The sequence below is a fragment of the Pseudomonas sp. PNPG3 genome (assembly GCF_023093815.1).
Lineage (GTDB): Bacteria > Pseudomonadota > Gammaproteobacteria > Pseudomonadales > Pseudomonadaceae > Aquipseudomonas > Aquipseudomonas asiatica.
Genome location: NZ_JALLKV010000001.1, coordinates 33,501 through 58,461 on the forward strand (window position 1 = coordinate 33,501; position 24,961 = coordinate 58,461).

At 63.9% G+C, this 24,961-nt stretch carries 19 protein-coding genes and 1 riboswitch; of the genes, 9 read left to right on the plus strand and 10 right to left on the minus strand.

Features of this window, described 5'->3' with window-relative positions; translation table 11 throughout:
- Position 1: 1 nt before the first annotated feature.
- A complete protein-coding gene (locus MJ643_RS00170; protein ID WP_038409611.1) occupies positions 2–1,195 on the plus strand; it encodes an MFS transporter in 1,194 nt (397 codons plus the stop codon).
- On the opposite strand, the gene MJ643_RS00175 is transcribed toward MJ643_RS00170, so the two are convergent.
- Positions 1,157–2,203, minus strand: a complete 1,047-nt coding sequence (locus MJ643_RS00175) for a dienelactone hydrolase (protein ID WP_024087042.1) — start codon at positions 2,201–2,203, stop codon at positions 1,157–1,159. The two genes, MJ643_RS00170 and MJ643_RS00175, sit on opposite strands and share 39 nt — an antisense overlap.
- A gap of 200 nt (positions 2,204–2,403) precedes the next feature.
- Here MJ643_RS00175 and yghU point away from each other — a divergent pair, with 200 nt between their 5' ends.
- Positions 2,404–3,246 (plus strand): glutathione-dependent disulfide-bond oxidoreductase, encoded by an 843-nt coding sequence (gene yghU, locus MJ643_RS00180; protein ID WP_013972508.1) that lies wholly within the window; start codon positions 2,404–2,406, stop codon positions 3,244–3,246.
- 123 nt (positions 3,247–3,369) lie between these two features.
- Here the strand turns inward: yghU and MJ643_RS00185 are convergent, their stop codons facing one another.
- A complete protein-coding gene (locus MJ643_RS00185) occupies positions 3,370–4,695 on the minus strand; it encodes a sigma-54 dependent transcriptional regulator (protein ID WP_013972507.1) in 1,326 nt (441 codons plus the stop codon).
- 342 nt (positions 4,696–5,037) lie between these two features.
- Here MJ643_RS00185 and MJ643_RS00190 point away from each other — a divergent pair, with 342 nt between their 5' ends.
- Positions 5,038–5,304 (plus strand): hypothetical protein, encoded by a 267-nt coding sequence (locus MJ643_RS00190; protein ID WP_013972506.1) that lies wholly within the window; start codon positions 5,038–5,040, stop codon positions 5,302–5,304.
- A 108-nt stretch (positions 5,305–5,412) separates the two neighbouring features.
- On the opposite strand, the gene MJ643_RS00195 is transcribed toward MJ643_RS00190, so the two are convergent.
- The 4 genes from MJ643_RS00195 to cobW form a co-directional block, all read right to left on the minus strand.
- Positions 5,413–5,979, minus strand: a complete 567-nt coding sequence (locus tag MJ643_RS00195) for a VWA domain-containing protein (RefSeq protein WP_013972505.1) — start codon at positions 5,977–5,979, stop codon at positions 5,413–5,415.
- 101 nt (positions 5,980–6,080) lie between these two features.
- Entirely contained in the window at positions 6,081–7,103 is a 1,023-nt protein-coding gene (locus MJ643_RS00200; RefSeq protein WP_015270206.1) for an AAA family ATPase, read from the minus strand.
- Between the two features lies 1 nt (position 7,104).
- Positions 7,105–10,866 (minus strand): cobaltochelatase subunit CobN, encoded by a 3,762-nt coding sequence (gene cobN / locus MJ643_RS00205; RefSeq protein ID WP_013972503.1) that lies wholly within the window; start codon positions 10,864–10,866, stop codon positions 7,105–7,107.
- 3 nt (positions 10,867–10,869) lie between these two features.
- A complete protein-coding gene (cobW, locus tag MJ643_RS00210) occupies positions 10,870–11,937 on the minus strand; it encodes a cobalamin biosynthesis protein CobW (RefSeq protein WP_013972502.1) in 1,068 nt (355 codons plus the stop codon).
- Positions 11,938–12,036: 99 nt separating this feature from the next.
- Positions 12,037–12,249: riboswitch (cobalamin riboswitch) on the minus strand.
- Between the two features lie 98 nt (positions 12,250–12,347).
- Between cobW and MJ643_RS00215 the strand changes: the two genes are divergently transcribed.
- From MJ643_RS00215 to MJ643_RS00225, 3 genes are all read left to right on the plus strand, one after another.
- Positions 12,348–12,707, plus strand: coding sequence for a hypothetical protein (locus MJ643_RS00215; protein WP_038410433.1), 360 nt, complete (start codon positions 12,348–12,350; stop codon positions 12,705–12,707).
- 325 nt (positions 12,708–13,032) lie between these two features.
- Positions 13,033–14,610 carry an ATP-binding cassette domain-containing protein gene (locus MJ643_RS00220; protein WP_038409609.1) on the plus strand — a complete coding sequence of 526 codons (1,578 nt, stop codon included), beginning with the start codon at positions 13,033–13,035 and terminating at the stop codon, positions 14,608–14,610.
- 136 nt (positions 14,611–14,746) lie between these two features.
- Positions 14,747–15,766, plus strand: coding sequence for a branched-chain amino acid aminotransferase (locus MJ643_RS00225; RefSeq protein WP_013972500.1), 1,020 nt, complete (start codon positions 14,747–14,749; stop codon positions 15,764–15,766).
- Positions 15,767–16,020: 254 nt separating this feature from the next.
- Here the strand turns inward: MJ643_RS00225 and MJ643_RS00230 are convergent, their stop codons facing one another.
- A complete protein-coding gene (locus MJ643_RS00230; RefSeq protein WP_024087038.1) occupies positions 16,021–16,449 on the minus strand; it encodes a multidrug/biocide efflux PACE transporter in 429 nt (142 codons plus the stop codon).
- Between the two features lie 92 nt (positions 16,450–16,541).
- On the opposite strand from MJ643_RS00230, the gene MJ643_RS00235 reads away from it, so the two are divergent.
- From MJ643_RS00235 to MJ643_RS00245, 3 genes are all read left to right on the plus strand, one after another.
- The gene (locus tag MJ643_RS00235) at positions 16,542–17,396 is read left to right on the plus strand and encodes a LysR family transcriptional regulator (protein WP_013972498.1); all 855 of its coding nucleotides are present in this window, start codon (positions 16,542–16,544) and stop codon (positions 17,394–17,396) included.
- Positions 17,397–17,575: 179 nt separating this feature from the next.
- Positions 17,576–20,761 (plus strand): T6SS effector BTH_I2691 family protein, encoded by a 3,186-nt coding sequence (locus MJ643_RS00240; RefSeq protein ID WP_247726576.1) that lies wholly within the window; start codon positions 17,576–17,578, stop codon positions 20,759–20,761.
- Positions 20,758–21,528 carry a DUF6708 domain-containing protein gene (locus tag MJ643_RS00245; protein WP_230397110.1) on the plus strand — a complete coding sequence of 257 codons (771 nt, stop codon included), beginning with the start codon at positions 20,758–20,760 and terminating at the stop codon, positions 21,526–21,528. Before MJ643_RS00240 ends, MJ643_RS00245 begins: the two co-directional genes overlap by 4 nt.
- 24 nt (positions 21,529–21,552) lie before the next feature.
- Here MJ643_RS00245 and MJ643_RS00250 read toward each other — a convergent pair whose 3' ends face one another.
- From MJ643_RS00250 to MJ643_RS00260, 3 genes are all read right to left on the minus strand, one after another.
- The gene (locus MJ643_RS00250) at positions 21,553–22,446 is read right to left on the minus strand and encodes a DUF2950 domain-containing protein (RefSeq protein WP_023660937.1); all 894 of its coding nucleotides are present in this window, start codon (positions 22,444–22,446) and stop codon (positions 21,553–21,555) included.
- Entirely contained in the window at positions 22,443–23,900 is a 1,458-nt protein-coding gene (locus tag MJ643_RS00255; protein WP_247726577.1) for a DUF3300 domain-containing protein, read from the minus strand. The genes MJ643_RS00250 and MJ643_RS00255 overlap by 4 nt, the downstream gene beginning before the upstream one ends.
- 326 nt (positions 23,901–24,226) lie before the next feature.
- Positions 24,227–24,886 (minus strand): VIT1/CCC1 transporter family protein, encoded by a 660-nt coding sequence (locus tag MJ643_RS00260; protein WP_013972494.1) that lies wholly within the window; start codon positions 24,884–24,886, stop codon positions 24,227–24,229.
- Positions 24,887–24,961 lie beyond the last annotated feature (75 nt).

Sequence of the window (24,961 nt, forward strand, 5' to 3'; positions counted from 1 at the left end):
CATGACCGCGCAACAACCCGCCCCCGCCAGTAACACGCTGCAAATCACCCTGCAGATCCTGTCGATCGTTTTCTACACCTTCATCGCCTTCCTCTGCATCGGCCTGCCGATCGCCGTGCTGCCCAGCCATGTGCACGACCAGCTGGGGTTTGGCGCGGTGGTCGCCGGGCTGACCATTGGCCTGCAATACCTGGCCACGCTACTCAGCCGCCCGTTTGCCGGGCGCGTGGCCGATACCCTGGGGGGCAAGCAGGCCATTCGCTTCGGTTTGCTGGGGATTGCCGGCTGCGGGGTGTTGACCCTGCTCTCGGCCTGGACCCTGACGCTACCGCTGCTTAGCCTGGCGCTGTTGCTCGGCGGGCGCCTGCTGCTGGGCGTCGCCCAAGGGCTGATCGGCGTGGCCACGCTGAGCTGGGGCATCAGCCAGGTCGGGCCCGAACACACCGCCAGGGTGATTTCGTGGAACGGTATCGCCTCCTATGGCGCCATCGCCATTGGTGCCCCCTTGGGTGTACTGGCCGTCGACGGACTGGACTTCAGCGTGCTGGGGCCGGCATTGCTGGTGCTGGCGGTATCTGCCCTGCTGGTACTGCGCAAGCGGCCGGACGTGGTGGTGGTGCGCGGCGAGCGCCTGCCCTTCTGGTCGGCCTTCGGCCGGGTCGCACCGTGCGGTCTGGGCCTGACCCTTGCCTCTATCGGCTACGGTACCCTGACCACCTTCGTCACCCTGTATTACCTGGAGCGCGGCTGGGTGGGCGCAGCCTGGTGCCTGAGTGCGTTTGGCGTGTGTTTCATCATTTCCCGGCTGCTGTTCGTCAATGCGGTCAACCGCTTTGGTGGCTACAACGTGGCGGTCGCGTGCATGGCCACCGAAGTGCTCGGCCTGAGCCTGCTGTGGCTGGCACCGTCGCCGCCGTGGGCGCTGATCGGTGCCGGGCTTACCGGTTTCGGGCTATCGCTGGTGTACCCGGCGCTGGGGGTTGAAGCGATCAAGCAGGTACCCAGCAGTAGCCGTGGTGCAGGGCTGGGGGCCTACGCCGTGTTCTTCGACATGGCCCTGGCCATCGCCGGGCCGGTGATGGGCGCAGTGGCCGCACATCTGGGCTATGCCTCGATCTTCTGTGTGGCCGCCCTGCTCGCCCTGGCCGGTGTCGGCCTAACGCTGTTGCTGGCGCGGCGCGCCACTCGCGGCTGAACGCTCGGCCGGCTCCGGCGCGCCCAACGCCTGGCTGAAGAACACCGCGGCTTCCTGCTGCAGGGAATGGTGGATGTGCCGGCGGTCCACGCCTGCGGCGTCCTTGCACAGCGCCGGCATCCGCACGGACTGCTCGGCATCGCAATGGGCCATGAACACGAAGTGCCCGGCGCCGGCCAGCAGGCGATAGTCCGGTGTGACCGGCAATTTGCGGGCCAGGGCTTCGGCGTTGCGGTCCACCGCCACCAGCTGGTCGCTGTCGCCACTGTAGATCAGCGCCGGCACCTGCACCCCGGCCAGGGCATGGCGCCCGAACAGCAGGCTGAGAGGTGCCATCAGCATCACGGCCCCCACCCGTTGGTCGGCCTCTGGCACCAGCTCGCTGCGGTCGGCAATCAGTACACCGTGGGTCTTGCAGGCGTCGGCGTCGTCAGGGCGCTCCAGGCAGTACTTGCGCAGGCGGTCCAGGTCCGGGCGCGCGCCTGAGAGGATCAAGGCAGTTTCACCACCGGCCGAGTAGCCGATCACCCCAACCTTGCCACCGTTCAGGTAAGGCCCCAGCAAGGCATCATCGCGGGCGGCCGTAATTGCAGCACTCACTTGCAGCGGCCGGCCGTACAGGTTGCTCAGGGTGCCCAGGCGGCTGTGGTCGCGGGCGTTGTCGCCGGGGTGCACCACCGCCACCACGATAAAACCCTGGCGCGCCAGCGACGTCGCCAGGTAGTGCAAGGCCAGCGGGCTGCCGGTATTGCCGTGGGACAGCACCAGCAACGGGAACTGGCCCAATGCTACCGGCCCCTCTTCACTCACATCGACCGGGTAGCCGTCTATCCGGCTGCTGCGGGTCTTGCCAATGGCCGGGTAGAACGCCAGCGCCTGCATGGGCCGGGCGTCGACCGGGTCGGCCAACGTCATGTGATGCAGGCCGGCAACCCAGGGTGCGGCCTCGGCATGGGCCAGAAGGCTACCGAGCAGGGCCAGTGCCAGCATGCAGCGAGAGTGAGTCATCGGCCGGCGGTTCCTTGCAGGGCGAAGAGATAGCCCAGCATAGAACCGGCCTGGGCTGCACAGGATGAAACCTGAATGAAACCGAAGTCATGCACTTCACGCCCGCGCCCTATGCATTTGCGCTTTTCGTCGAACCCGTGGCATAGATGCAGGTCCACGTCTCTACGTGACCGTTTCGCGCCATTTAAGGAGATTCACGCATGAGCAAGCCCGCCTACGTGCCACCCAAAGTCTGGCGCAACGACGCCGCATCCGGTGGCCAGTTCGCCAGCATCAACCGCCCGGTTGCCGGCCCGACTCACGACAAGGACCTGCCGCAGGGCAAGCACCCGCTGCAGCTGTACTCCCTGGCCACGCCCAATGGCGTGAAGGTCACCATCGCCCTCGAAGAGCTGCTTGCCCTGGGCCACCTTGGTGCCGAGTACGATGCCTGGTTGATCCGCATTGGCGAGGGCGACCAATTCTCCAGCGGCTTTGTCCAGGTAAACCCCAACTCGAAGATCCCTGCCCTGCTCGACCGCAGCGTCGAGCCGCCGGTGCGGGTGTTCGAGTCGGGTTCGATCCTGCTGTACCTGGCGGAAAAGTTCGGTGCCTTGCTGCCGAAAGCGCCAGCTGCACGCACCGAAAGCCTGAACTGGCTATTCTGGCAAATGGGCGCGGCGCCATACCTGGGCGGGGGCTTTGGCCACTTCTATGTGTATGCGCCAGAAAAGTTCGAGTACGCGATCAACCGCTTCACCATGGAAGCCAAACGTCAGCTGGATGTGCTCGACCGGCGCCTGGCCGAAAGCCGCTACCTGGGCGGCGAGGAATACAGCATCGCCGACATTGCCGTGTGGCCTTGGTATGGCCAGCTGGTGCGCGGCAACCTGTATGGCGCGGCGGAGTTCCTGGCGGTGGACGAGTACAAGCATGTGCAGCGCTGGGCCGAGGAGATTGCCTTGCGCCCGGCGGTGCAGCGTGGCACACGGGTGAACCGGACCTGGGGGGATGAGGCCAGCCAGGTGCCGGAGCGGCATGCAGCGGCAGACCTGGACGAATAACACGGCCTCTTGTGGGAGCGGGTTTACCCGCGAATACCGGCGTAGCTGGTGCCATCCACCGCAGCGCCTGCTTCGCGGGCATGCCTGCTCCCACAAGGCTCGGGCACGGCCGAGGGCTGCTGCTCAGCGAATCTGGTGCTTGTGCAGCAACCGATAGAAAGTCGGCCGCGATATACCTAGCACCTTGGCCGCCACACTCATGTTGTCACTGTGCCGGCTGAGTACATCGCACAGCGCCTGACGCTCGGCTCGGTGCTTGTACTCTTCCAGCGTGCCCAGCGGTTGCTGTACCTGGTCCAGGGGCTGCAACCCAAGGTCCTGTGCCTCGATTTGCCGGCCTTCTGCGAGCACCAGCCCGCGCCTTACCCGGTTGGCCAACTCGCGGACATTGCCCGGCCAGTCATGCCGGCCCATGGCCGCCAGGGCATGCTCGCTGAACGAGCGCGGTCGACGCCCGGTTTCAAGACTGTAGAAATGGGCAAAATGACTGGCCAGCATCGACAGGTCGCCATGCCGGTCTCGCAATGGTGCGGTCACCACCTGCAACACGTTCAGGCGATAATACAGGTCTTCACGAAAGCGCCCTTGCTCGATGGCCCTTTCCAGGTCCACGTGGGTAGCCGCCAGCACCCTGACATCCACCGGGATCGGCTGGCTGCCCCCCACGCGCTCGATGTGCTTTTCCTGCAGAAAGCGCAGCAGGTTGGCCTGCAACTCCAGCGGCAAATCGCCAATTTCGTCGAGAAACAGCGTGCCACCATTAGCCGCTTCGATGCGCCCGGCCTTGCGCTGATGAGCACCCGTGAAAGCGCCCTTTTCATGGCCGAACAGTTCCGACTGGATCAGGTGCTCGGGGATTGCCCCGCAGTTGATGGCAATGAACGGTTGCTCGCTGCGTTGCGACTGGCGATGCAGGGTGCGGGCCACCAGTTCCTTGCCGGTGCCGCTTTCTCCACAGATCAGCACCGGCGATTCAGTGGGCGCCAGCTTGCCCAGCAGCTTGCGCAGTTCGCGGATCGGGCGGCTATCACCGAGCAGTTCGTGGCTTGCTTCATCCACCCTCGCCATCCCTTTGCCGCGCAGGCGCGCCATTCCGAAGGCCCGACCCAGCGTGACCTGAACGCGGGAAACGTCGAACGGCAAGGTGTGGAAGTCAAAGAACCATTCACAAACAAAATCGCCGACGGCCGGCATACGCAGTTGTTCGGCGCTGAGCACGGCAATCCATTCGGTGTTGCTGCGTTTGATCAAGTCCTTGACCCCGTCCGGGCGCCTCAGGTGTGACGCCTGCAAGCGCAACAGGCCCACATCGCAAGGGTGATCCAACGCGGCGCCGAGCATGCAGCTGTGCACATCCCAGCCTGCGCTGCGCAATCCGGGTAACAAACGATGGCAGTCATCGCAGGGGTCGACGATGAGCAAACGGCGTTGGGCGGCAGGCTGCTGCATGACCAATCCTTGGCGCCAGTTTTCAGTTTTTTGAAATAAAACAGTAAGTTGTGGCGCCCGATTAACAGTAGCAACTAAGTTGACGGTTCCCAGTACCGTCTGTCTGCCGAATCATTTTTTTACAATGCGTGACGGGAATTTTCGCACTTTATCGACATCACATGGCGGCATGGGCAAGAACGGATTCGACCCTGGCAAAATTTTTTACAACCAATGTGTGACTCGCCCCCGGACAACGAGCATCAGTACACATAACCCCGCGCTGCACTTCGCGATAACCGAGGCGACTTCGAAGCAACGCGGACTTTAACTGGATGTTTGGGACCATAGAGAGACCGAACCATGAATGCCCCGCTCCGTGTCAACGAAGCACTGCTGATTGCCGACCACGCCTTCGAACCTTTCCAGTGCGTAGCCTGGGATGCACCCAACGGTACTGGTGAACTGAGCCTGGCAGTGATCGACCGGACCAGCACCCGCATCGGCAGCAAGCAAGTGTCTTCGCGCATCTATTCCGACCCGGCCCAGTGGGCCAGCCTGATCGAGGAAGTGCGCGCCGAGCTGTGCGAAAAAGGTTACGACCTGCAGCCGTGGTCAATGCCGAAATAATATCGGCCGGCAAACCAAGTGCGTGCGTCGCCACGCACTTGTACAACTTCCGGGTTGCTGTTCTGGCAACTTTTTCTTATTGCGGCATAGTGTCGCACCGGTGCTTTTTCAATCCACCAACCTGAACTGTTGCAGGTGCTGGTAATCCGCCTGAAGTTGCTGCGCCAGGCGCTGCGCACGGCCCAGGCGCACCGGCGCCAGTTCCATGTCCACCAACAGAGTGGCGCACGGCATCGGCTGCACGGTATTCCAGTGTTGCAGGCGACCGTCGGTGAACACCAGGCAGCGTAACGCTTCTTCGGGGTGGGCCCGTTGCCGATCCTGCAACCAGTGCCGAGCCTGCTCCAGTGCAGCGATCAACGGCGTGCCACCACCAGCTCCCAAGGCTTGCAGCCACGGTTGCAAGGCGGCCGAGGCCTTCAGGCCGTGGCGCTGCCACTGCGGTGAGCGCCCGCTGGCGGTAAGCAGGGCCAACCGGGCACGTTGGCGGTAGGCTTGGTCGAATAGCGCCGCCAGCAGCCCTTTGGTTTGCGCCAACGCCTGGTGGCGACGGGTCGAGGCCGAAGCATCGACGATTACCAGCCACAGTTCTGCGGGCCTGGCTTGGCGTTGCTGCCAGCACAGGTCCTGGCGCTGGCGTGGCCGCCCCTTGAGCAGGGTCGGCAACCAGGCCACCCGCCCGGCCGCAGCACTGCGCGCCCGGCCTCGGCTGGCACCGTATTGCTTACCTGCGCCTGCGTTGGCATCCGCCCCTTTGGCAGGTGACTGGGGGATGCTCAGGGCTTTTTTGCCCAGTTCGGCACCTCGCGGCGAGCGCCGCTGGCCACAGGCTGCGCCGGCATTGCGCCCCAGTCGCCCTGCCCGCCCTGTTCGCCAGGGTTGCCCGCGTCTTGTCGACCGGGTTGCTGTTCAGGCTGCTGCGGCGCCGCAGGCGGGTTGGCCTGGGGCGAAACGCGGCGGCGATGGCGCAAGGCGAACTCGGCCACTGCATCGACATCGGCCTCCTCGATGGCCTCGCCACCACGCCACGCACAGTGGGCGCGTGCGGCGCGCAGCCAGACCAGATCGGCGCGCAACCCGTCGACCCCAGCGGCATAGCAGCGTTCGGTGATCCAGGCCAGTGCCTGGTCGTCCAGGGCAATGCCGGCCAGGGCCTGACGCGCCGCCTGGCAGCGCTCGCGCAATTGCGCCTGGGCCTCGGCCCATTGCGCGCAAAAGGCCTGCGGGTCGCTGTCGAAGGCCAGACGGCGGCGAATGATCTGTTGGCGCGCCTCAGGTTCGGGCAAGCCTTCCAGAGCCACATTGAGGCCAAAGCGGTCGAGCAACTGCGGGCGGAGTTCGCCCTCCTCCGGGTTCATGGTGCCGATCAGTACGAAGCGGGCACTGTGCCGGTGCGAGATGCCGTCGCGCTCGATACGGTTGGTGCCACTGGCCGCCACATCGAGCAACAGGTCGACGAGGGTGTCGGGCAGCAGGTTGACCTCATCGACATACAGCACGCCACCATCGGCCTGGGCCAGTACCCCTGGGGAGAACTGCGCCTTGCCCTGCCCCAGTGCGGCATCCAGGTCGAGGGTGCCGACCAGCCGCTCTTCGCTGGCGCCCAGTGGCAGGGTCACGAACGGGCCCTCACCGAGCAGGTCGGCCAAGCCACGGGCCAGAGTACTCTTGGCCATGCCACGTGGCCCCTCGATCAGCACGCCGCCGATCTTCGGGTCGATTGCGGTCAGGCACAGCGCCAGTTTCAGGTCATCGGCACCGACCACGGCTGCCAGTGGAAATTGCACGGGTTCACTCATTTCAAGCCTGTTCCTCGCCGTCGAGCAGTTGTTCCTCGAGGGCCTCGCGGTAGTCACCCGGTGCCTGCCACAGACCGCGCTGCTGGGCCTCCAGCAAACGCTCGGTAAGGTCGCGCAGGGCCTCGGGGTTGTGCTCGCGCATGAAGTCGCGGGTCGCCGGGTCGAGCACGTAGGCATCGGCCAGCGCCTGGTAATGATGGTCGTCGATCAGTTCCGTGGTGGCGTCGAAGGCGAACAGGTTGTCGACCGTCGCCGCCATCTCGAAGGCGCCCTTGTAGCCGTGGCGCTTGGCCCCGTCGATCCATTTCGGGTTCAGCGCCCGGGCGCGGATGACCCGGTTCAGCTCTTCCTTGAGGGTACGGATGCGCGGCCGGTCGGCCTGGCTATGGTCGCCGTGATAACTGGCAACTGCCGCACCGGACAAGGTTTCCGACGCCGCCAGCATGCCACCCTGGAACTGGTAATAGTCGTTGGAATCGAGCAGGTCGTGTTCGTGGTTGTCCTGGTTCTGCAGCACCGCCTGCACCTTGGCCAGGCGCTGGGTGAACTGGGCTCGGGCCGGGGTTCCGTCGTCGCTGGCGCCGTAGGCATAGCCGCCGTGATTGAGGTAGACCTCGGCCAGGTCGTCGCGGCTGTGCCACAGGCGCCCGTCGATGGCGTTCTGCACCCCCGCGCCGTAGGCCCCTGGTTTGGCACCGAACACCCTCCAGCCAGCCTGGCGCGCGGCCTGCTCGGCGTCCACGCCCTGCGCCTGCAGCGCGGCACGCTCGCTACGCACGCGGGCGGCCAGGGGGTTGAGATCGTCGGGCTCATCCAGCGCGGCCACGGCCTGCACTGCGGCATCGAACAGGCGGATGAGGTTGCCGAAGGCATCACGGAAAAAGCCGGAAACGCGCAAGGTCACATCCACCCGCGGGCGGTCGAGCAGGCTGAGTGGCAGGATCTCGAAATCGTCTACCCGCTGGCTGCCCGTGGCCCACACCGGACGCACGCCCATCAGCGCCATGGCCTGGGCGATGTCATCACCGCCGGTACGCATGGTTGCCGTGCCCCACACCGAAAGACCGAGCTGGCGCAGGTGATCGCCGTGGTCCTGCAGATGGCGCTCCAGGATTAGGTTGGCGGAGGCGAAGCCCAGGCGCCAGGCGGTGGTGGTGGGCAGGTTGCGCACGTCCACGGTATAGAAGTTGCGACCGGTGGGCAGCACGTCCAGGCGACCACGACTGGGTGCGCCACTGGGGCCGGCGGGCACGAAACGCCCGGCCAGCGCCGCCAGCAGGCCATCCATTTCGGCGCTGCCGCAGGCGTCCAGGCTGGGTGCCACCGATTCTCGCAGCGTCCGTACCACATCGTGCACCGGCTGCCATTCGCTCTGGGCAGGTAAATGCACGGTGCCGCACAGCGCCTGGTCGATCAACTGCAGCGCCAACAGTTCGAGGCGTTCGCGGGTATCGCCACAGGTGCGCCAAGGCTCGCTGCTCATGGCCTGCAGTTGGTCCGGGCGTGGCCCTTGCCACGGCTGGCCAAGTTCGCAATCGAGCGGATCGAAGCCTGGCACCAGCGCCTTGGCCAGGGCCCGCAACAGGCTGGCATTGCCACCGCGACCGTCGCCACGCTCGACCCGTAACAGCGCCAGCAAGGTATCCAGCCGCAGCCGGCCTTCCGGGGACTGGCCGAACACATGCAGGCCATCGCGAATCTGCGATTCCTTCAGGTCGCACAGGTAGGTATCCAGGCGTGGCAGCCACACGGCGGCATCGTCCAGTTGGCCTTCCAGCTGCAGTTCGCGGTCGATGTGGTTGGCCTTGACCAGTTCGAGAATGTCGCGCTGCAACTCGCGAGCGCGCCGCGGGTCGAGCAGCTGCGCTTCGTAGAACTCGTCGGCCAATTGCTCCAGGTGGCGCAACGGGCCATAGGTTTCGGCACGGGTCAGCGGCGGCATCAGGTGGTCGATGATCACTGCCTGGGTGCGGCGCTTGGCCTGGGCGCCCTCGCCCGGGTCGTTGACGATGAACGGATAGATGTTCGGCAGCGGGCCGAGCAAGGCGTCCGGCCAGCACTGCGCCGACAACCCGACGCCCTTGCCGGGCAGCCATTCGAGGTTGCCGTGCTTGCCGACATGGATCACCGCGTCGGCGGCAAAGGCATGGCGCAGCCAGAAGTGAAATGCCAGATAGCCGTGCGGCGGTACCAGGTCCGGGTCGTGGTACACCGCGCTGGGGTCCACCTGGTAACCGCGCGCCGGCTGGATGCCGACAAAGGTCAAGCCAAAGCGCAGGCCGGCCACCATCAGCCGGCCACTGCGGTACATCGGGTCCTGCTGCGGCGGCCCCCAGCGTTCCAGCACGGCCTGGCGGTTTGCCTCTGGCAGGCGCTCGAAGGCAGCCTGGTAGTCGGCCAGGCTCAGGCTCTGCGCGCAGGGGCGCAGGTCCAGATGGTCGAGGTCGTTGGTCACGCCACCGAGCAACTGATGGATCAGCTGCGTGCCGCTGCCCGGCAAGTCGGCCAGCGGATAGCCTTCGGCCTGCAGGGCCTTGAGGATGTTCAGCGCGGCCGCTGGCGTGTCCAGGCCAACGCCGTTGCCAATGCGGCCATCCCGGGTCGGGTAGTTGGCCAGCACCAGGGCCACGCGCTTTTGCGTATTTGGCAGGCGCGCCAGTTCGACCCAGCGGCGGGCCAGTTCGGCGACAAAGTCCATGCGCTCGGGGTGGGCGCGGTAGCAGACCACGTCGGACTGGCTGCGCTCGCTGCGCCAGGCCATGTCCTTGAAACTGACCGGGCGGGTGATGATGCGCCCGTCCAGTTCTGGCAAGGCAATGTGCATGGCCAGATCACGCGCCCCCAGGCCCTGCTCGCTGGCTTCCCAGCCGGGCTGGTTGTCTTGCGCGCAGATGGCCTGCAGCACCGGGATGTCGCGACGGAACGGGCGCAGGTTGGGGCGCTCGGGGCTGGACAGGGCAAAGCCGGTGGTGTTGACCAGCACTTCGGCCCCCACCTCGTCCAGCCAGGCTTCGACCTGTTCCAGGCAGGCGCTTTCCTTGAGGCTGGCCACGGCGATCGGCAATGGGTTGAGCCCGGCCGCCTGCAGGCGCTGGCAGAACACATCGATGAACGCGGTGTTGGCCGCCTGCAGGTGCGAGCGGTAGAACAACAGTGGTGCCACCGGCTGCTCGGGGTGCCACTGCGTGTACCAATCCTCCAGCGTGGCGCTGCCCTTGGCCGGGTGATACACGGCAGTGCGCGGCAGCGGCTGCGGCTCGTCCCAGGCATAGTCGCGGCCCAGCCACTGGCTGGCCAGGCAGTTGAACAGGTTGATGGCATTGGCCTTGCCGCCCTGGCGCAAGTAGTGCCAGAGGCGTTCGGCCTGCTCGCCGCTGACACTGCCCAGGCTGGTCAGCTCCGGGTCCGGGCGGTCGTCACCCGGCACCAGGATCAGCTGCACGCCACGTCCGGCCAGCTCGACCAACTGCTCGACGCCATAGCGCCAGTAGCCGACGCCACCGTGCAGCGACACCAGGATGACCTTGGCATGGCGCAGCACCTGGTCGACGTACAGGTCGACCGAGGCATGGTTCTGGACCTGCATCGGGTTGGCCAGGCGCAGGCTGGGGTAATCCTCGGGCAATTGCTCGGCGGTATCGGCGAGCAATGCCAGGTGCGAATCGCCGCTGCAGAGAATCACCAGCTCGGCGGGCGTCTGGCCGAGGTCGGCAATGCTGTCATCCGGCACGAAGCCGCCGGGCTGGGTCCGCAGCAGGTGCATGGGTCAGGCGCCCAGTGCCTGGCGCAGGCGCGCTTCCAGCTGGGCGGCGTCAAGGTCCTGGCCAATCAGCACCAGGCGTGTGATGCGCGGCTCGTCGGCGCGCCAGGCGCGGTCGAAGTGCTTGTCGAAACGGGTACCCACGCCTTGCACCAGCAGGCGCATCGGTTTGCCCGGGATGGCAGCGAAGCCTTTGGCGCGCAGGATGCCGAACTCCACCACCAGCTGGGTCAGGGCATCGAGCAGCAGGCTTTCGTCGGCTTCGGGCAGGTCGATGGAGATGGAGTCGAAGGCGTCGTGGTCATGATCGTCATGGTCATCACCGTCATGGTGGGAATCATGGTGGGTACGGCGACCATCGATGTGCGCCTCGGACTCGGCGCCCACACCCAGCAACACCTCCAGCGGCAGCTTGCCGCTGCTGGCCTCGACAACCTTGACCGCCGGAGGCAGTTCTTCGGCCACCTCGGTGCGGACCTTGGCCAGGCCTTCGGCGTCGATCAGGTCGGCCTTGTTCAGCACCACCAGGTCGGCACTGGCCAACTGGTCGGCGAACAGTTCGTGCAGTGGCGACTCGTGGTCCAGGTTGGGGTCGAGCTTGCGCTGGGCATCGACCTGGTCCGGGTAGGCGGCGAAGGTGCCGGCGGCCACCGCAGGGCTGTCGACCACAGTGATCACCGCGTCGACGGTGCAGGCATTGCGGATTTCTGGCCACTGGAAGGCTTGCACCAGCGGTTTGGGCAGCGCCAGGCCGCTGGTTTCGATGAGGATATGGTCCAGGTCGCCACGGCGTGCCACCAACTCGCGCATCACCGGGAAGAACTCTTCCTGCACGGTGCAGCACAGGCAGCCGTTGGCCAGTTCGTAGACGCGGCCGGTGGCTTCTTCCTCGGTGCAACCGATGCTGCACTGCTTGAGGATTTCGCCGTCGATGCCCAGCTCGCCGAACTCGTTGACGATTACCGCAATGCGGCGGCCCTGGGCGTTGTCGAGCATGTGGCGCAGCAAGGTAGTCTTGCCCGAGCCGAGGAAGCCGGTGACGATGGTGACGGGGAGCTTGGCCAGTGTTTTCATGTCGCATTGCCCTTGGCAGATTGGCGCGGGCATGCAGGACGACAGCCGCAGGCCAGGCCGGCCGGGCTTGTTCGCCACCGGATCACCCCGCCCGGTTGAAAGTCGAAAACGTGACGAGGCAGGTCTCCTGGCTCGCACCGTTCCATGTGCCCGCTGGTGCAGCGGGCTGGCGGGATGACGCCTTCCCGCGCGCGGGCGCAGTGGCTGTGTCGATCCGTTTCGGTGCTTACAGTTGCGGGGGCAGCCGCGGCTTGTACCGCGTTCCCGTCTTAGCTTCGGCCTGGCCGAAGAACCTCGAGGTGGCAAGGCTACGCAGTGGCTGGCGGGTGGTCAACCATTGCTGTCGGGCTGGCCGACAACAAGTGGTGCAACTGCGTTACAGTGGTGGCTTTGAGCAGCGAGGCCCCCCGGTGAAACCCCTGAACAAGCGCGATATGGCACGCCTGGAGCGTGAACTGGTGGTTTGCCTGACCGAAGCCTGCGAAACCGCCAAGGCGGAGATCGTCGGTTTCAGCTGGCTTACCCATCGTCTCGCGCCCGAGGACTTTCCGGCCAGCCTGCGTATTACCTGGGTGTTCGAGCGAGAGGCCGACAAGGCCGCCGCCGTGGCGGGCGACGCGAAGGTGCGCATGCTGGCACTGACAGGCCTTGCGCTGGAGCAGGCCGGCATTCAGCTGGATCATCCGGCCTGGCATGTGCGGTTTGACAGTGAAGAGGCCTGCCAGCAGAGCCACGGGGGCGACTGGACCAGGCGCTTGATGGGACGCTGAACCAGGGGCATGCGCGGTCCTACAGGTCCAGTGCACGCTTTAAGGGCGACGCCGACCATGTGGCAGCGGGTTTAACCGCGAACACGGGCGAAGCCCGTGCCATCCACCGCGTCACCTGTTTCGTGGGTGAACCCGCTCCTACAGGGCACGCGGCGCACTCGCGGAATCTGTTTTCCCGCGACAACGATGCCTCTATCCGTTAGGCTACGCATTCCCCTGTCACGAGGTGTTCGTCCAATGCGCCATTGATGCCGCCGTCCCTTCGACGGCCAGTCTTCAGCCTCCGGTTCGCTCCGGAGATGTCGCGGCATTTGTGGAGTTGTGCATGACGAACACGTCGATCCTGACGCTGGACAGCGTTTCCTTGGCCTTGCCTGACGGCAGGCTGTTATTTACCAACCTCAGCGAAACCTTCGACCAACGCCGCACCGGCCTGGTCGGGCGCAACGGTGTGGGCAAGAGCCTGCTCGGGCAGGTACTTGCCGGCCAGCGCGAACCAAGCAGCGGCCAGTGTCGGCGCCTTGGGCGCATCCATCTTCTGGACCAGCAGGTGATCGAGCACAGCGCCACGGTCGCCGACCTGGCCCAGGTGGGCGCGGTGCTCGCTGCGCTGGAGCGCATCGAGCAAGGCAGCGTCGCACCCAGTGACTTCGACACCGTCGGCGAACGCTGGGATATCCGCGAGCAATTGCAGGGGCACCTGCAACGCCACGGCCTGGGCCAGCTCGACTGGCACCAGCCCGCCCACAGCCTGAGCGGTGGCCAGGCCATGCGCGTGGCGCTGGTCGGCGCCTGGCTCAGCGAAGCGGACTACCTGATCCTCGACGAACCGAGCAATCACCTGGACAGCAACGCCCGCGCCCAACTGCTGAGCATGATCGAAGCCTGGGACCGGGGCTTGCTGTTGATCAGCCATGATCGCAAACTGCTCGCGCACATGACGCGCATCGTCGAATTGTCCAGCCTGGGCTTGCAGGCCTATGGCGGCAACTACAGCTTTTATTCGGCCCAGAAAGCCAGCCAGACGGCGCTGGCCCAACAGCAACTTGCCCGGCTGAAACAGGAGCAGCAACGCCAGGCGCGCGAACTGCAGCGCCAGCGCGAAGACCTGGAACGTCATCAAGCCCGCGCCGGGCGCAACGCCAGGCACGCCAACCAGGCCAAGATCCTGGTCGACCGCCAGCAGGAACGCAGCCAGGCCACTGCGGGCAAGCAGTGCCGCGACCATCGCGACGCCCGGCAGGCGCTGCAGGGCAAAGTGCGTGACGCCGCTCGCGAAGTCGAGCAGGACTGCGCCATTACCCTGCATGCACCCACGCCGCAGCGCCATCCGGGCCGCGAAGTGCTGGCCTTGCACGCGCTGCACCTACCCCGCGGCACGCGCAAACCATTGAACCTGCGCTTGTGCCTGGGCCAGCGGGTGGGCCTGGTCGGCGCCAATGGCAGTGGCAAGTCCACCCTGCTCAAGCTGATGAACGGCGAGTTGCCAGCACCGCCCGACAGCCTGCGCCTCAGTGGTGAAACCGCCCTGCTCGACCAGCACTGCAGCGCACTACCAGGCCATACCAGCGTGCTCGACCACCTGCACCAGGCAAACCCGACATTGGCCCAGGGCGACTTGCGCAGCCGCCTGGCACAACTTGGCCTGGATGCGGCCCGCATCGAACTGCCCAGCGGCCTGCTCAGCGGCGGTGAACGAATGAAGGCAGCACTGGCCGCCGTGCTGTACCGCGAACGGCCGCTCGACCTGTTGCTGCTGGACGAACCCGGCAACCACCTGGACCTGCCGTCGCTGGCCGCACTGGAGCACATGCTCGGGCAGTTTCGCGGGGCGCTGGTGGTGGCGTCCCACGACCAGGTACTGCTCGACCGGCTGGCGCTGGACGAATACCTGCACTTGTAGAAGCCACAATAAATGCATTGCAGGCTATCAATTCGTGACTGGCCGTTCCCGATCTGCCACGGATGTATTATGGTGGCGTGGTGCGCATATAACAGCAGCCCGAGCAATCGGGCACTTGCAAGACAATGAGGGTGTCATGAGCAACGAAAGCATTAATTGGGACAAGCTGGGTTTCGACTACATCAAGACCGACAAACGCTACCTGTCCGTATGGCGCAATGGCGAGTGGGACAAGGGCACCCTGACCGAAGACAACGTACTGCACATCAGTGAAGGCTCCACTGCCCTGCACTACGGCCAGCAGTGCTTCGAGGGCCTCAAGGCCTACCGTTGCAAGGACGGTTCGATCAACCTGTTCCGCCCGGACCAGAACGCCGCCCGCATGCAGCGCAGCTGCGCCCGCCTGCTGATGCCGCAGGTGCCGACCGATGTGTTCATCGAGGCGTGCAAGCAAGTGGTCAAGGCCAACGAGAAGTTCGTGCCACCGCATGGTAAAGGCGCCCTCTACCTGCGCCCGTTCGTGATCGGCACCGGTGACAACATTGGCGTGCGCACCGCCCCCGAGTTCATCTTCTCGATCTTCGCCATCCCGGTTGGCTCGTACTTCAAGGGCGGCATGAAGCCGCACAACTTCCAGATCTCCAGCTTCGACCGCGCAGCCCCGCAAGGCACCGGCGCGGCCAAGGTCGGTGGCAACTACGCCGCCAGCCTGCAGCCGGGTGCAGAAGCGAAGAAAGCCAACTTCGCCGACGCCATCTACCTCGACCCGCTGACCCACACCAAGATCGAGGAAGTCGGTTCGGCCAACTTCTTCGGCATCACCGCCAACAACGAGTTCGTCACCCCGAAATCGGCTTCGGTGCTGCCAGGCATCACCCGCCTGTCGCTGATGGAACTGGCGCAATCGCGCCTGGGCCTGACCGTGATCGAAGGCGATGTGGAAATCAACAAGCTGGACCGTTTCATCGAAGCCGGGGCCTGCGGTACCGCTGCGGTGATCACCCCGATCGGCGGCATCGAGTACAACGGCAAGCTGCACGTGTTCCACGACCTGGAAAAGGTCGGCCCGGTTACCCAGAAGCTCTACAACGAGCTGACCGGTATCCAGAGCGGTGACGTGGAAGCACCGGCTGGCTGGATCGTCAAGGTTGCCTGAGGCGCTTTAACGGTTTGAAAAACGGGGCATGCCAGCGATGGCATGCCCCGTTTTTTTATGGGCAAACGCGGTCAACTATAGGATGGCACCGGCTGCGCCGGTGTTCGCGGCTAAAGCCGCTTCCACAGGTACAGCGCAAGCCTGAAGCCTACGCCATCCCTGTAGGAGCGGCCTTGTGTCGCGAAAGGGCTGCGAAGCAGCCCCAGGATATCCGCGCAATGCACAAATCGAGGAGCAGCGCAGGCTGGTAGTTTTCATGCAAGGCGACGCTGCATCAGCAGGTGCCGGGCTTTGTCGAAGGCCCAGTTGTACAGCACGGTGTAGGGCAAGATGATCACGAAGAAGCCCAACTCCACCATGAACGCCTGCAGCAACGAAATTTCCAGCATCCACGCCGCCACCGGCAGGCACCACACCACCAGCCCGGCTTCGAAGCCCAGGCCGTGTGCAAAGCGAGCGCTGGCCTTCCAGTGGATGCGCTCGACCCGCACGTAGCGATCGACCAGTGCGTTGTAGACCATGTTCCACAGCATGGCGATCACCGACAGGGTCACCGCCAGCGCCCCCGCCGTCGCCAGCGACTTGCCCATGATCCAGGACAACAGCGGCGCACACAGCAGCACGGCGAACACTTCATAACCGACGGCGTGGACCAGGCGTTCGGTGAAAGAAACGTTTTTCATGGCAAATTCCATCCATTACGTGAGTCGTGCTTCCTATTTTCTTTGATAGAACTGATACTCGCGACATAGCTACCATCGGTTTTATCAATATCATGCGCTACTCACCCGAAGCTCTGGTCGCCTTTGTCGAAGCCGCATCGCTGGGTTCGTTTTCCGCTGCGGCGCGCAAGTTGCGCAAGAGCCAGTCCACCATCAGCATTGCTATCGCCAATTTCGAGGCCGATGTGGGTTGCCCGTTGTTCGAGCGTGGCGGTCGCCACCCCACGCTGAACGAAGCTGGGCGGCAGGTGCTGAGCCATGTCGAGGCGATACTCGATGCCAGCGCCCAGCTCGATGCCCTGGCGGTGCGGCTGGCGGAAAACATCGAGGCACTGGTCTCGGTGGTGATGTCGGACAGCTACAGCGTGACCTTCCAGGGCGCGGTGATGGCCCGCTTCGCCCAGCACTACCCGCATACCGAGCTGCGCTGCGGCCCATCGGAAGATGCCGATGTGATCGAGCTGATCCAGCAGGGCCTGGCACACGTCGGCATTCTTGCCACCCAGCCCAGCTACCCCGCTGACGTTGCCGTGGCACGCTTGCCCGAGCAGGCAGAGTTTGGGGTGTACGTGGCCAGCGGGCATCCGTTGGCGGCTTTGCCCCAGGTGCAGACGCAGCACCTGGAGAACGTCCGGCAGCTGTATATCAAGACCTATGCTCCCAGCCTGCACCACGGTCGTGGCCAAGCCTGGTCGGCACCGGACTACCTCACCCTGCTGGAGTTCGCCGTGCGCGGGTTCGGCTGGGCCGAGCTGCCCAGGGCACTGGTGGCACGGTTTGGCAGTGGGCTGGTGGAGTTGCAGGTGGCCGGGTATCCGCGACGGGTAGACATGGACGTGGCCTGGTCGAGCCGGCGCGCGCTCGGGCCGGCAGGGCAGTGGCTAGTGCGGCAGATGTTGGGGCAATAGACTTTTATTGCCGGCAAGATCCTGGGGCTCCTGCGCAGCAGTCGCGACACAAGGCCGCTCCTATAGGGGGACTAAAGCGAAAAATCCTACAACGTTTTAGGAAGCCCATTGCTCCCCCGCGAAGGCGTTCCTCGCTAGTGTTTTGGCCGTTGCGTCAAATCACTGGAAAGGAACTCTTGATGAGCATCAGCAAAGCCATCCACATCGCCATGCAGGAAGAGATCCCCAACACCTACGGCACCTGCAATGCCTGCGAACGCTCCGGCCTGCCGATTCTGCTGCTGCGCGAGGCCTACGCCCCACGCCCGGACACAGGGCGCCCCTATCGCCTGGCAGACGATAGCGAAATCGTCTTCCACCCGATGCACACCGACCAGTTGCGCCTCCTGCGCCAGGGTTATGTCTACGTACTGCTCGACCAGGAAATCTGGCAGGCCTACGAGGTAGCGGCGGAAGGTACCTTGCAGCGCTTTCCGGTGTCGCAGATGCCCTTGGGGCCACCCAGGTCGTTACCCAAGGTATGCGCCACCGAAGGCCACGATGTGATTGCCTCGTTCATCAACATCGATACCCTGCTCTACCGCAAGGCCTGGATCGCCTTCGCCAACGACCCTTGGCCCCGTGCGGTACTCGACCGCTATCGGCAAGGCATCGTCGACAGTGACCCGGGCACCCTCGCCCGCTTCGTCGAAGTGGACCTGAACAGCGCACGCAACGACCCTGCCAGCCTCGGCATCGCCATGACCGACAGCTTCCGCTTCGGCCTGGAACAGGTCCTGGAGTTTTCCACCTTTTCCTCTGCCAGGTTTACCAGCGCTCATGGCTTTTACAGCCGCCTGGGCCGCTGGCATGAAACCCGCACGCATGTGCGCAATGTCATCGAGCAGGAACAACTGCCCAATGGCCTGCTGGCGCTGACGCTACCCGACCCGGTCGGCATGGTCATGGAGCTCAACGCGCAACGCACTGGCTGGGTGCAAGCCCTGCAGGAATGGCGGGCCCAGCCGCAGCGGCACTTCGAATACTTCACCTCGCAAGCACTGCTGGGCATCCGCGAATTGCACGCGGCCATGGCGGCCGTGCAGGGTGCCGAGGACGCGCAGCGGGAAGCCCGGCAGATCGAGCAGTGGAACGACAGCCCGATCGCGGCCAAGGCGTATCTGCCGCCGGTGGACATCGACGCGCAGGCCGAACGCAACACCGCGCGCAAGCAGCAGGACGCCCGCGAGCGGCTGGAAGAGCGTTACGACGAAAGCGCCCGCGCGGCGTTCCAGGCTGATTACGACCGCGAACTGAAAAACTGGCAGTCGATGATCGACCAGGTTGGCGATCTGTATGCGCGGCACTATGCCAAGCGGGCGTTTCAGCAGATCGGCTACTACGACTATGACGCGACCTCCCCCGTTTCGGTGGAGTACTTCATCCAGATGATGGCCGCCTGCCTGGCCGGCGGGCCCACTGAAACCTTGCCGCAGGAGGGTCAGCCGCTCGGGATCACCCAGCATATCTGGCAGCAGCTGCTGGAAGACGACCGCAGCCTGCTTTACCAGGCACTACTGGCCAAGAACCAGAAGCTGATGCAGCAGGTGGCCAACGCGCTGTCCGGGGACGACTTCGGCAAGGTGTACGACATCATCAAGGGCATCGCCGGGACCGCCGATGGCCAACTGCTGATGATCAAGCCGATACAGGATGCCGTTGGCCAGTTGCTGGCCGCGACCAACAGCGCCGGGAATGCACTCAGCCAGCACCTGAGTGAACGGACCAAAACCCTGATCGGCCATGTGCATCGCTCGGCGTTTGCCCTGTTTGCGGGGCAGCAGGTAACGCCGCTCCGGGTGTCGCTGACAGTGGGCGAATACATGAGCCTGCTCAATGAAGCCCTGGAGGCGCGGACCGATGCGTTTCTGCAGAAGGTAGACAAGCAGTTCCGTGACCCACTGGGCCGCAAGGTGCGGGCCATGGTGTTGAGTGGCGCGATCAATATTGCGGCAGCGGGTAACCGTAGGCAGATGATCGAGGTGATGCTCTGGACGTTGGAAAGTGCTGAAAGTTTACAGGCGCGGCTGGTGCAGTTGCGCGAAGGTGCAGCCGGTGGCGTCGGGGCGCTGGTACGCAATATTGCTATTGGTGCGGGTACGCTGCGTGCGCAGGTTACGGGTGGTTTGAAGATCAGTTCTACGGCCGCGCAAAGCGTGGCAAGCGATGCCATGCGCAGCCTGCGGGATGCTGCAGCGAGTAGCGGAAGCGTCGGGCTGCTATTTGCCTTGGGCAGCATGTGGTTCCATCAGGACAGCCTGGGCAAGAACTATCGAGCGTTGCAAGAGACGCATCAGGACAACCCGGAGGCGCTTGCGGCGATCTGGTCTTCTTCGCTTGGGTTGTTGGGTGCCAGCGTCGAAGCGGCGGGACTGGTTGTTGCGCTTGTGCGTCCGAAGATACCGTGGCCGGGGACGGTGACAACAATCTCATTGGGAACCGGTATTGCCAGATTCGGCTCGGGGATTTCTGCGCTTGCTGGTGTCATGGATGCGGTTCAGTACAGGTATGCAAACCTTAGATCCGAGAGAGTGGGAGATGGCTCTGCAGCTCGCCTCTACCGGTTCGCAAGTGCCACTTCATTCGGGGCCGCAGCATTTGGCGTCTGGGCCGCATTTGGCTCCAGCGCTTTACTTGGCCCGATAGGCATAAGCATCACCTTGGGCATAGCAGCCTATCTGCTTGCAACTTCAGCCAAGCACAAAGAATCATCAGCAACGCAGATTTGGGCCAGAAATGCCAAGTGGGGGTTACCGGAATCACATCGCCAATGGATGACCAACGCCGATATGGACGCGGCCATTGCCGCCCTCAATGCGTCCCTCCTCGGTTTGGAGGCGGAGGTCTCGATTCAAATCCAATTCGAAATCAATCACTCCATCCACAAAGAAAATGCGTCAACGATATTTACCAGTGATGGTAATGCGGTCCCGGCAAGCGTCGGCCTGATTTTCTTTATTCGCATTCCAAATTTCAATCAGCACCTGTCGCATTACGAGTGGAGCTTAAGCCTGTACCACGGACCTAGAGGTAGTGAATTAGCTGTACTGTCCGCAGACAGTTCCTCGCCGTTGAAACTGCAAGCTCAAGACAGAGCGACCAATAAGCTCTTCTCCAGACCACCCGATATGCAGCCACTCGCAAAGGTCGACCCAATGACTAAAGCCCTCACCATTCAAGGAGCGCTGCCATTGTCCGACCACCACACCATCCAGGCAATAGAATTCACCCTAAACTTCTGGCCTGACAAAGACGACAAAACAACACTCGCTCAGATTGTATTAATAGAGAATGAGATACGCACCAACAAGAGCAAAAATCAATGAGCCGCCCAAGACTGATCCCACCCTGCACTGGCTGGCAAGAAGACTTGCCATCGCCCTTCGATGCACCGATTCTAGAACCTGGTTTGGCTCCCCACACGCCGAACTTTCAAGATGATATTTACCTCGAGATTTGTCGCTCAGCAATGGCGTATCGTGGGATCGTTTCGATATTGGCACTTATCTTTCTGATTTCGATCCTGGTTGACCTTCCTTGGGTGATCAGGCATACGGACCCAACGGACATAGAAAGTGTTCTTCAGGAAATTATCATGCTCTCATTGTCAGCATGGTGCACCGTTGTCCTGTTCCGGGCAGACCTCTCAGCGCCCCGAGACCTGCCCATTCGATTCAACCGGGCCCGTAATAAAATCTACGCCTACAACTTCAAGCATCAATGGTGGAACCCCTTCGACAAAGGCAAGGTCGTGCCGGTCAGTTACGACTGGTCCCAAGTCCGCGCCGAGCGCTGGTCCCAAACCGGCGCACTGCCAAACGGTGGGTTAATTTTCAAATGGGGTGTCACACTCTCCATCGTTGCACCAGGCACAAACAATGTCATCGACCGTTTTCCTCTGGTCACGATGGGCGCCAATGAACATGCCTGGGCCTACATCTGCACCTACATGCAGGAAGGCCCCTCAGCCCTGCCACCACCAGGCGAACCCAAAGACCACAACGATGTGCTCTGGTGTGAGTTCGCCCTGCGTTTGGCACCGAAGGTAAACTGGCCGTCAGAGATGGATCTGGAATCGAGAACAGCCCCCTGAAAGGGGGTGGGTGATACGAGCGGCTCAATCCCCCGTCGGTACATCCACCACCTTCCAACTGTCATCCGGATCGAAGCGTTTCATCTCCTTGGCCAGCTTGTCACCGTGCGGCCCGAGGTCTTTCTCGAACACCTCGCCGTCATGGCTGATCATGAAGCTCATCACCCCGGTGTCATCGTACCTGGCCGGCCAGGCAACCATGGCGAAGCCACGGCTCATCTGGTTGCCGATCAGGTAACTGTAGGCACCGCCAGGGGCGGATGGGCCCTGTGCATCGAGGATACGAAAGTGGTAGCCATACCAGTCGTCGCCAACCCGGTCCTGGCCGAACAACGGGCCCAGCGGGCTGACCTGGCCATCGCCATCGTCGTCCCAGTACAGCCCGTCATGCTTGCCGGGCTCGCTGAATATCTTCTGCGCGTATTCCAGCGCACCGTTGCCGTTGTGGTCCTGGGTGGCGTACTCCATTTGCGCATCGTGATAGGCCAGCATCGACTGCATGGCACCCAGCTCGTTGCGGCCAATGCGCCGGGCGCGGATTTCGGCGCTGCCGGCCTTGAGGTCGAAACGCCAACCCTGGTCGCCTTTGGTCAACGGAATAGGCAACGTCCAGTGATCACTGCCCACCGCAAGGATGGCCTTGTTTGTACCCGACAGGTTGATGCTGTGCTGCGCGCGATACTGCGCAAGGAACGTGTCCACATCACTGCGTTGCACACCACCGCGCGGTATGTAGGCACGCCAGTCATCACCCAGCAACCGGGCCAGGCGGGCTTCATCAGGTTTCTCCTCGCCCAGCGCCGCAACAAAGGATTCCACGGCCTTCTCCGGTGTCGGGAAGGCTTCCTGCGCAGCGGCCAGGGATGACCATGTCATACCGGCTGCGATTACCAGTGCCGCTATCATTTGACGGTTCATCGACGGCCACCTCCCCCGCGGCGTGCGGGCGCACTGGGCCGGGAAATCTGGTGCCCGGCGGCACGTGATGCGCTCGGTCGCTGGGCGAACGACTGGCTGGTGCGGCCACGGCTGGCCTGCACGCTGGTGCGCGAGGGTGAACGGACGCCGTCGAAGGCATTGTTACGCGCGCGGCCAGCGGTATTGGAAGGCCGATTTTGTGCCAGCTGCCGCCCCTGGCCTTCGCCCTGCCTGCGCTGGTTCACCTGGCTGTTCTGCTGGCGAGCCTGGGTGTTGCGGGTTTCCTGTCGACGGTCGGTTGCCCTGGGGTTGTCGCTACGAGGCTGCATGCGGTTGCCGACCGAATTGCCTGCCTGCGCCTCGCGCATCTGCTGGCGTGCCTGGCGGTTGCTGGTGGCCGGACGTTCGATGCCGGCCCGGTCCATCGACGCCCGGGCCTTGTCCCGCGCCTGGGCGCGTTGGGTGTCGTCACCGCGGAAGGCAGTACGCTGGGTGGCACCGTCCAGCTGGCGACCGTACTGCTGGCGGCTGCGAGAGTCGCGGTAGGGCACGCCGTCGCGGTTGGCGGCGTTGTGCTGCCATTTGTTCTGGTTGTTGGTGATGCGGTTGTTGGCGTTGATGTTGTTGTAGCGGTTGACGTCGATGTCGATGTCGTTGTTGCCCCAGTCACAGTCGCCCCACAGCGAGGCTACGATCGCCACGCCGGTACCGAAGGCCAGGCCCGCCACCAGTGCAGAACCAGGGTAATACATGGGCGGTGGCGGGTAATACACCGGCGGCGAGGCCGGGTAGGCCCAGGTGCCGTAGCTGGTGGTCGGGTTGTAGCTGGGCACGTACACCACTTGCGGGTCGGCTGGCTCGATGATGATGGTGGTGGGCGGGCTACTGGCCGTAACCACCTGGGTACTGCTACCGCTGGAGGCCGGTGCCGGGGCGGTCTGCACGGTCACGTTCTGGTACTGGTTGCTCTGCAGGTTGCCGGCGGCCTGGGCCTGGTGGCGCAGGCGCTGCACGCCGCCCATGACATCGTCGGGCTGCGCAAGGAAGGCGTCACCCAGGCGCTGCACCCAGACCGGGTCTTGCCCCAGGGTCGCCAGTACCTGCGGGAAGGCCACCAGCGCCTGTACACTCGGGTCCCAGGGCGGGTTCGCCACCTTCTTGACGGCATCGTCGCCGGTGGCCTTGGGGTTGGCCTTGGACCAGGTCACAGCTTCGCTCACCTGCCCCGGGTAAGTGGAGGCCATCAATACCTGTGCCAGCAGCGCATCGGGGTACAGCGCGATGGGTGCCAGCATCTGATCCAGTTGCTCCTGGGTGAACACCGGGTCCTTGGCCGCGACCGTGTCGGTTTGTGGTGCCGGGTCGGGGGCCGGTACATCCTCTGCCAGCACCAGGCCGGGCGTGGCACTCAGATACAGGATCACCGACAGGACCGCTGACAATGGCATGCGCATCGCATCTCTCCGTGAGATCAGGCCGCGTGGGTTAAGGGTAGCAATGGCGCTGCTTTTGGCCAGATACGGGGGCGCAAACTTTTCGCGCTCTAAGGGTGGGGTGGTTGCTGCTTTTGAATCTATGTCAGGGCTGGGTTGAGATCTGTAATTGACTGTACCGGCCCTTTCGCGGGCACGCCCGCTCCCACAGGTACTCCACAATGTTCAAACCTGTGGTGATCCTGTGGGAGCGGGCGTGCCCGCGAAGAGGCCGGCGCATGCACAAGGCCGTATCCACAGCAAGGCCGTGAGCGCGCCCGCGACATGAAATACTGAGCGGGCGGTGCTCAACCGCCCAAGGCGATGATCGCCACGATCAGCAACGCCCCGACTACCGCCAGAACCACGCCGGTCAACAGGGCGCGGCCACCGGAATAGCGTGCCAGCAGCCAGCCCGCAAGGAAGAGCATGGCCAGGGCGACCAGGTTCGATACACGGATGGCCGTACCGGTGGTCTCGATCAGCAGGAACGGAATGACCATCGGGAAAGTTGCCAGTACCACCAGCAGGAAAGTGGCCAGCGCCGCCTTGAAATCATCCAGCCCCAGGCGTGCCGGCAGCGGGCGGCCAGCATCACGCAGCATGCGCCCACGCAGCATCTCCAGCCCGTCTTCATCCAGTGCCAGGCCGATGCGCTCTGGCAGCGTATCGGCAATCAGCCTGCGCCCCTGGTTGATATCACCTGCTTGCAAGCGGGCCAGCAAGGTCCGGCTGCGGGTACGTTCGGTCCAGGTACGCAGCAGGTAGATGACGGCATCGGCCAGGCCCCAGGCCAGGTTGCAGCCGAGTGCGGCAATCAGCATCAGCCGCGCGTCTTCGCGCCCTGCCGTGGCCACGCTCAGCGAGCCGATGAAGGTCATCGCCATCAACAGGCCGAAGATGACTTCGGTGATCCGGTCGATCGGTTCCAGCACGCCCCATTTTCGCGGTTGCTCGTCTTGCCCCATCGCACCCTCCCAGGAACCATCGATAATCACTATCGAGAATGGCAATTTCTGCCGAACGACATGGCCGAATAACCT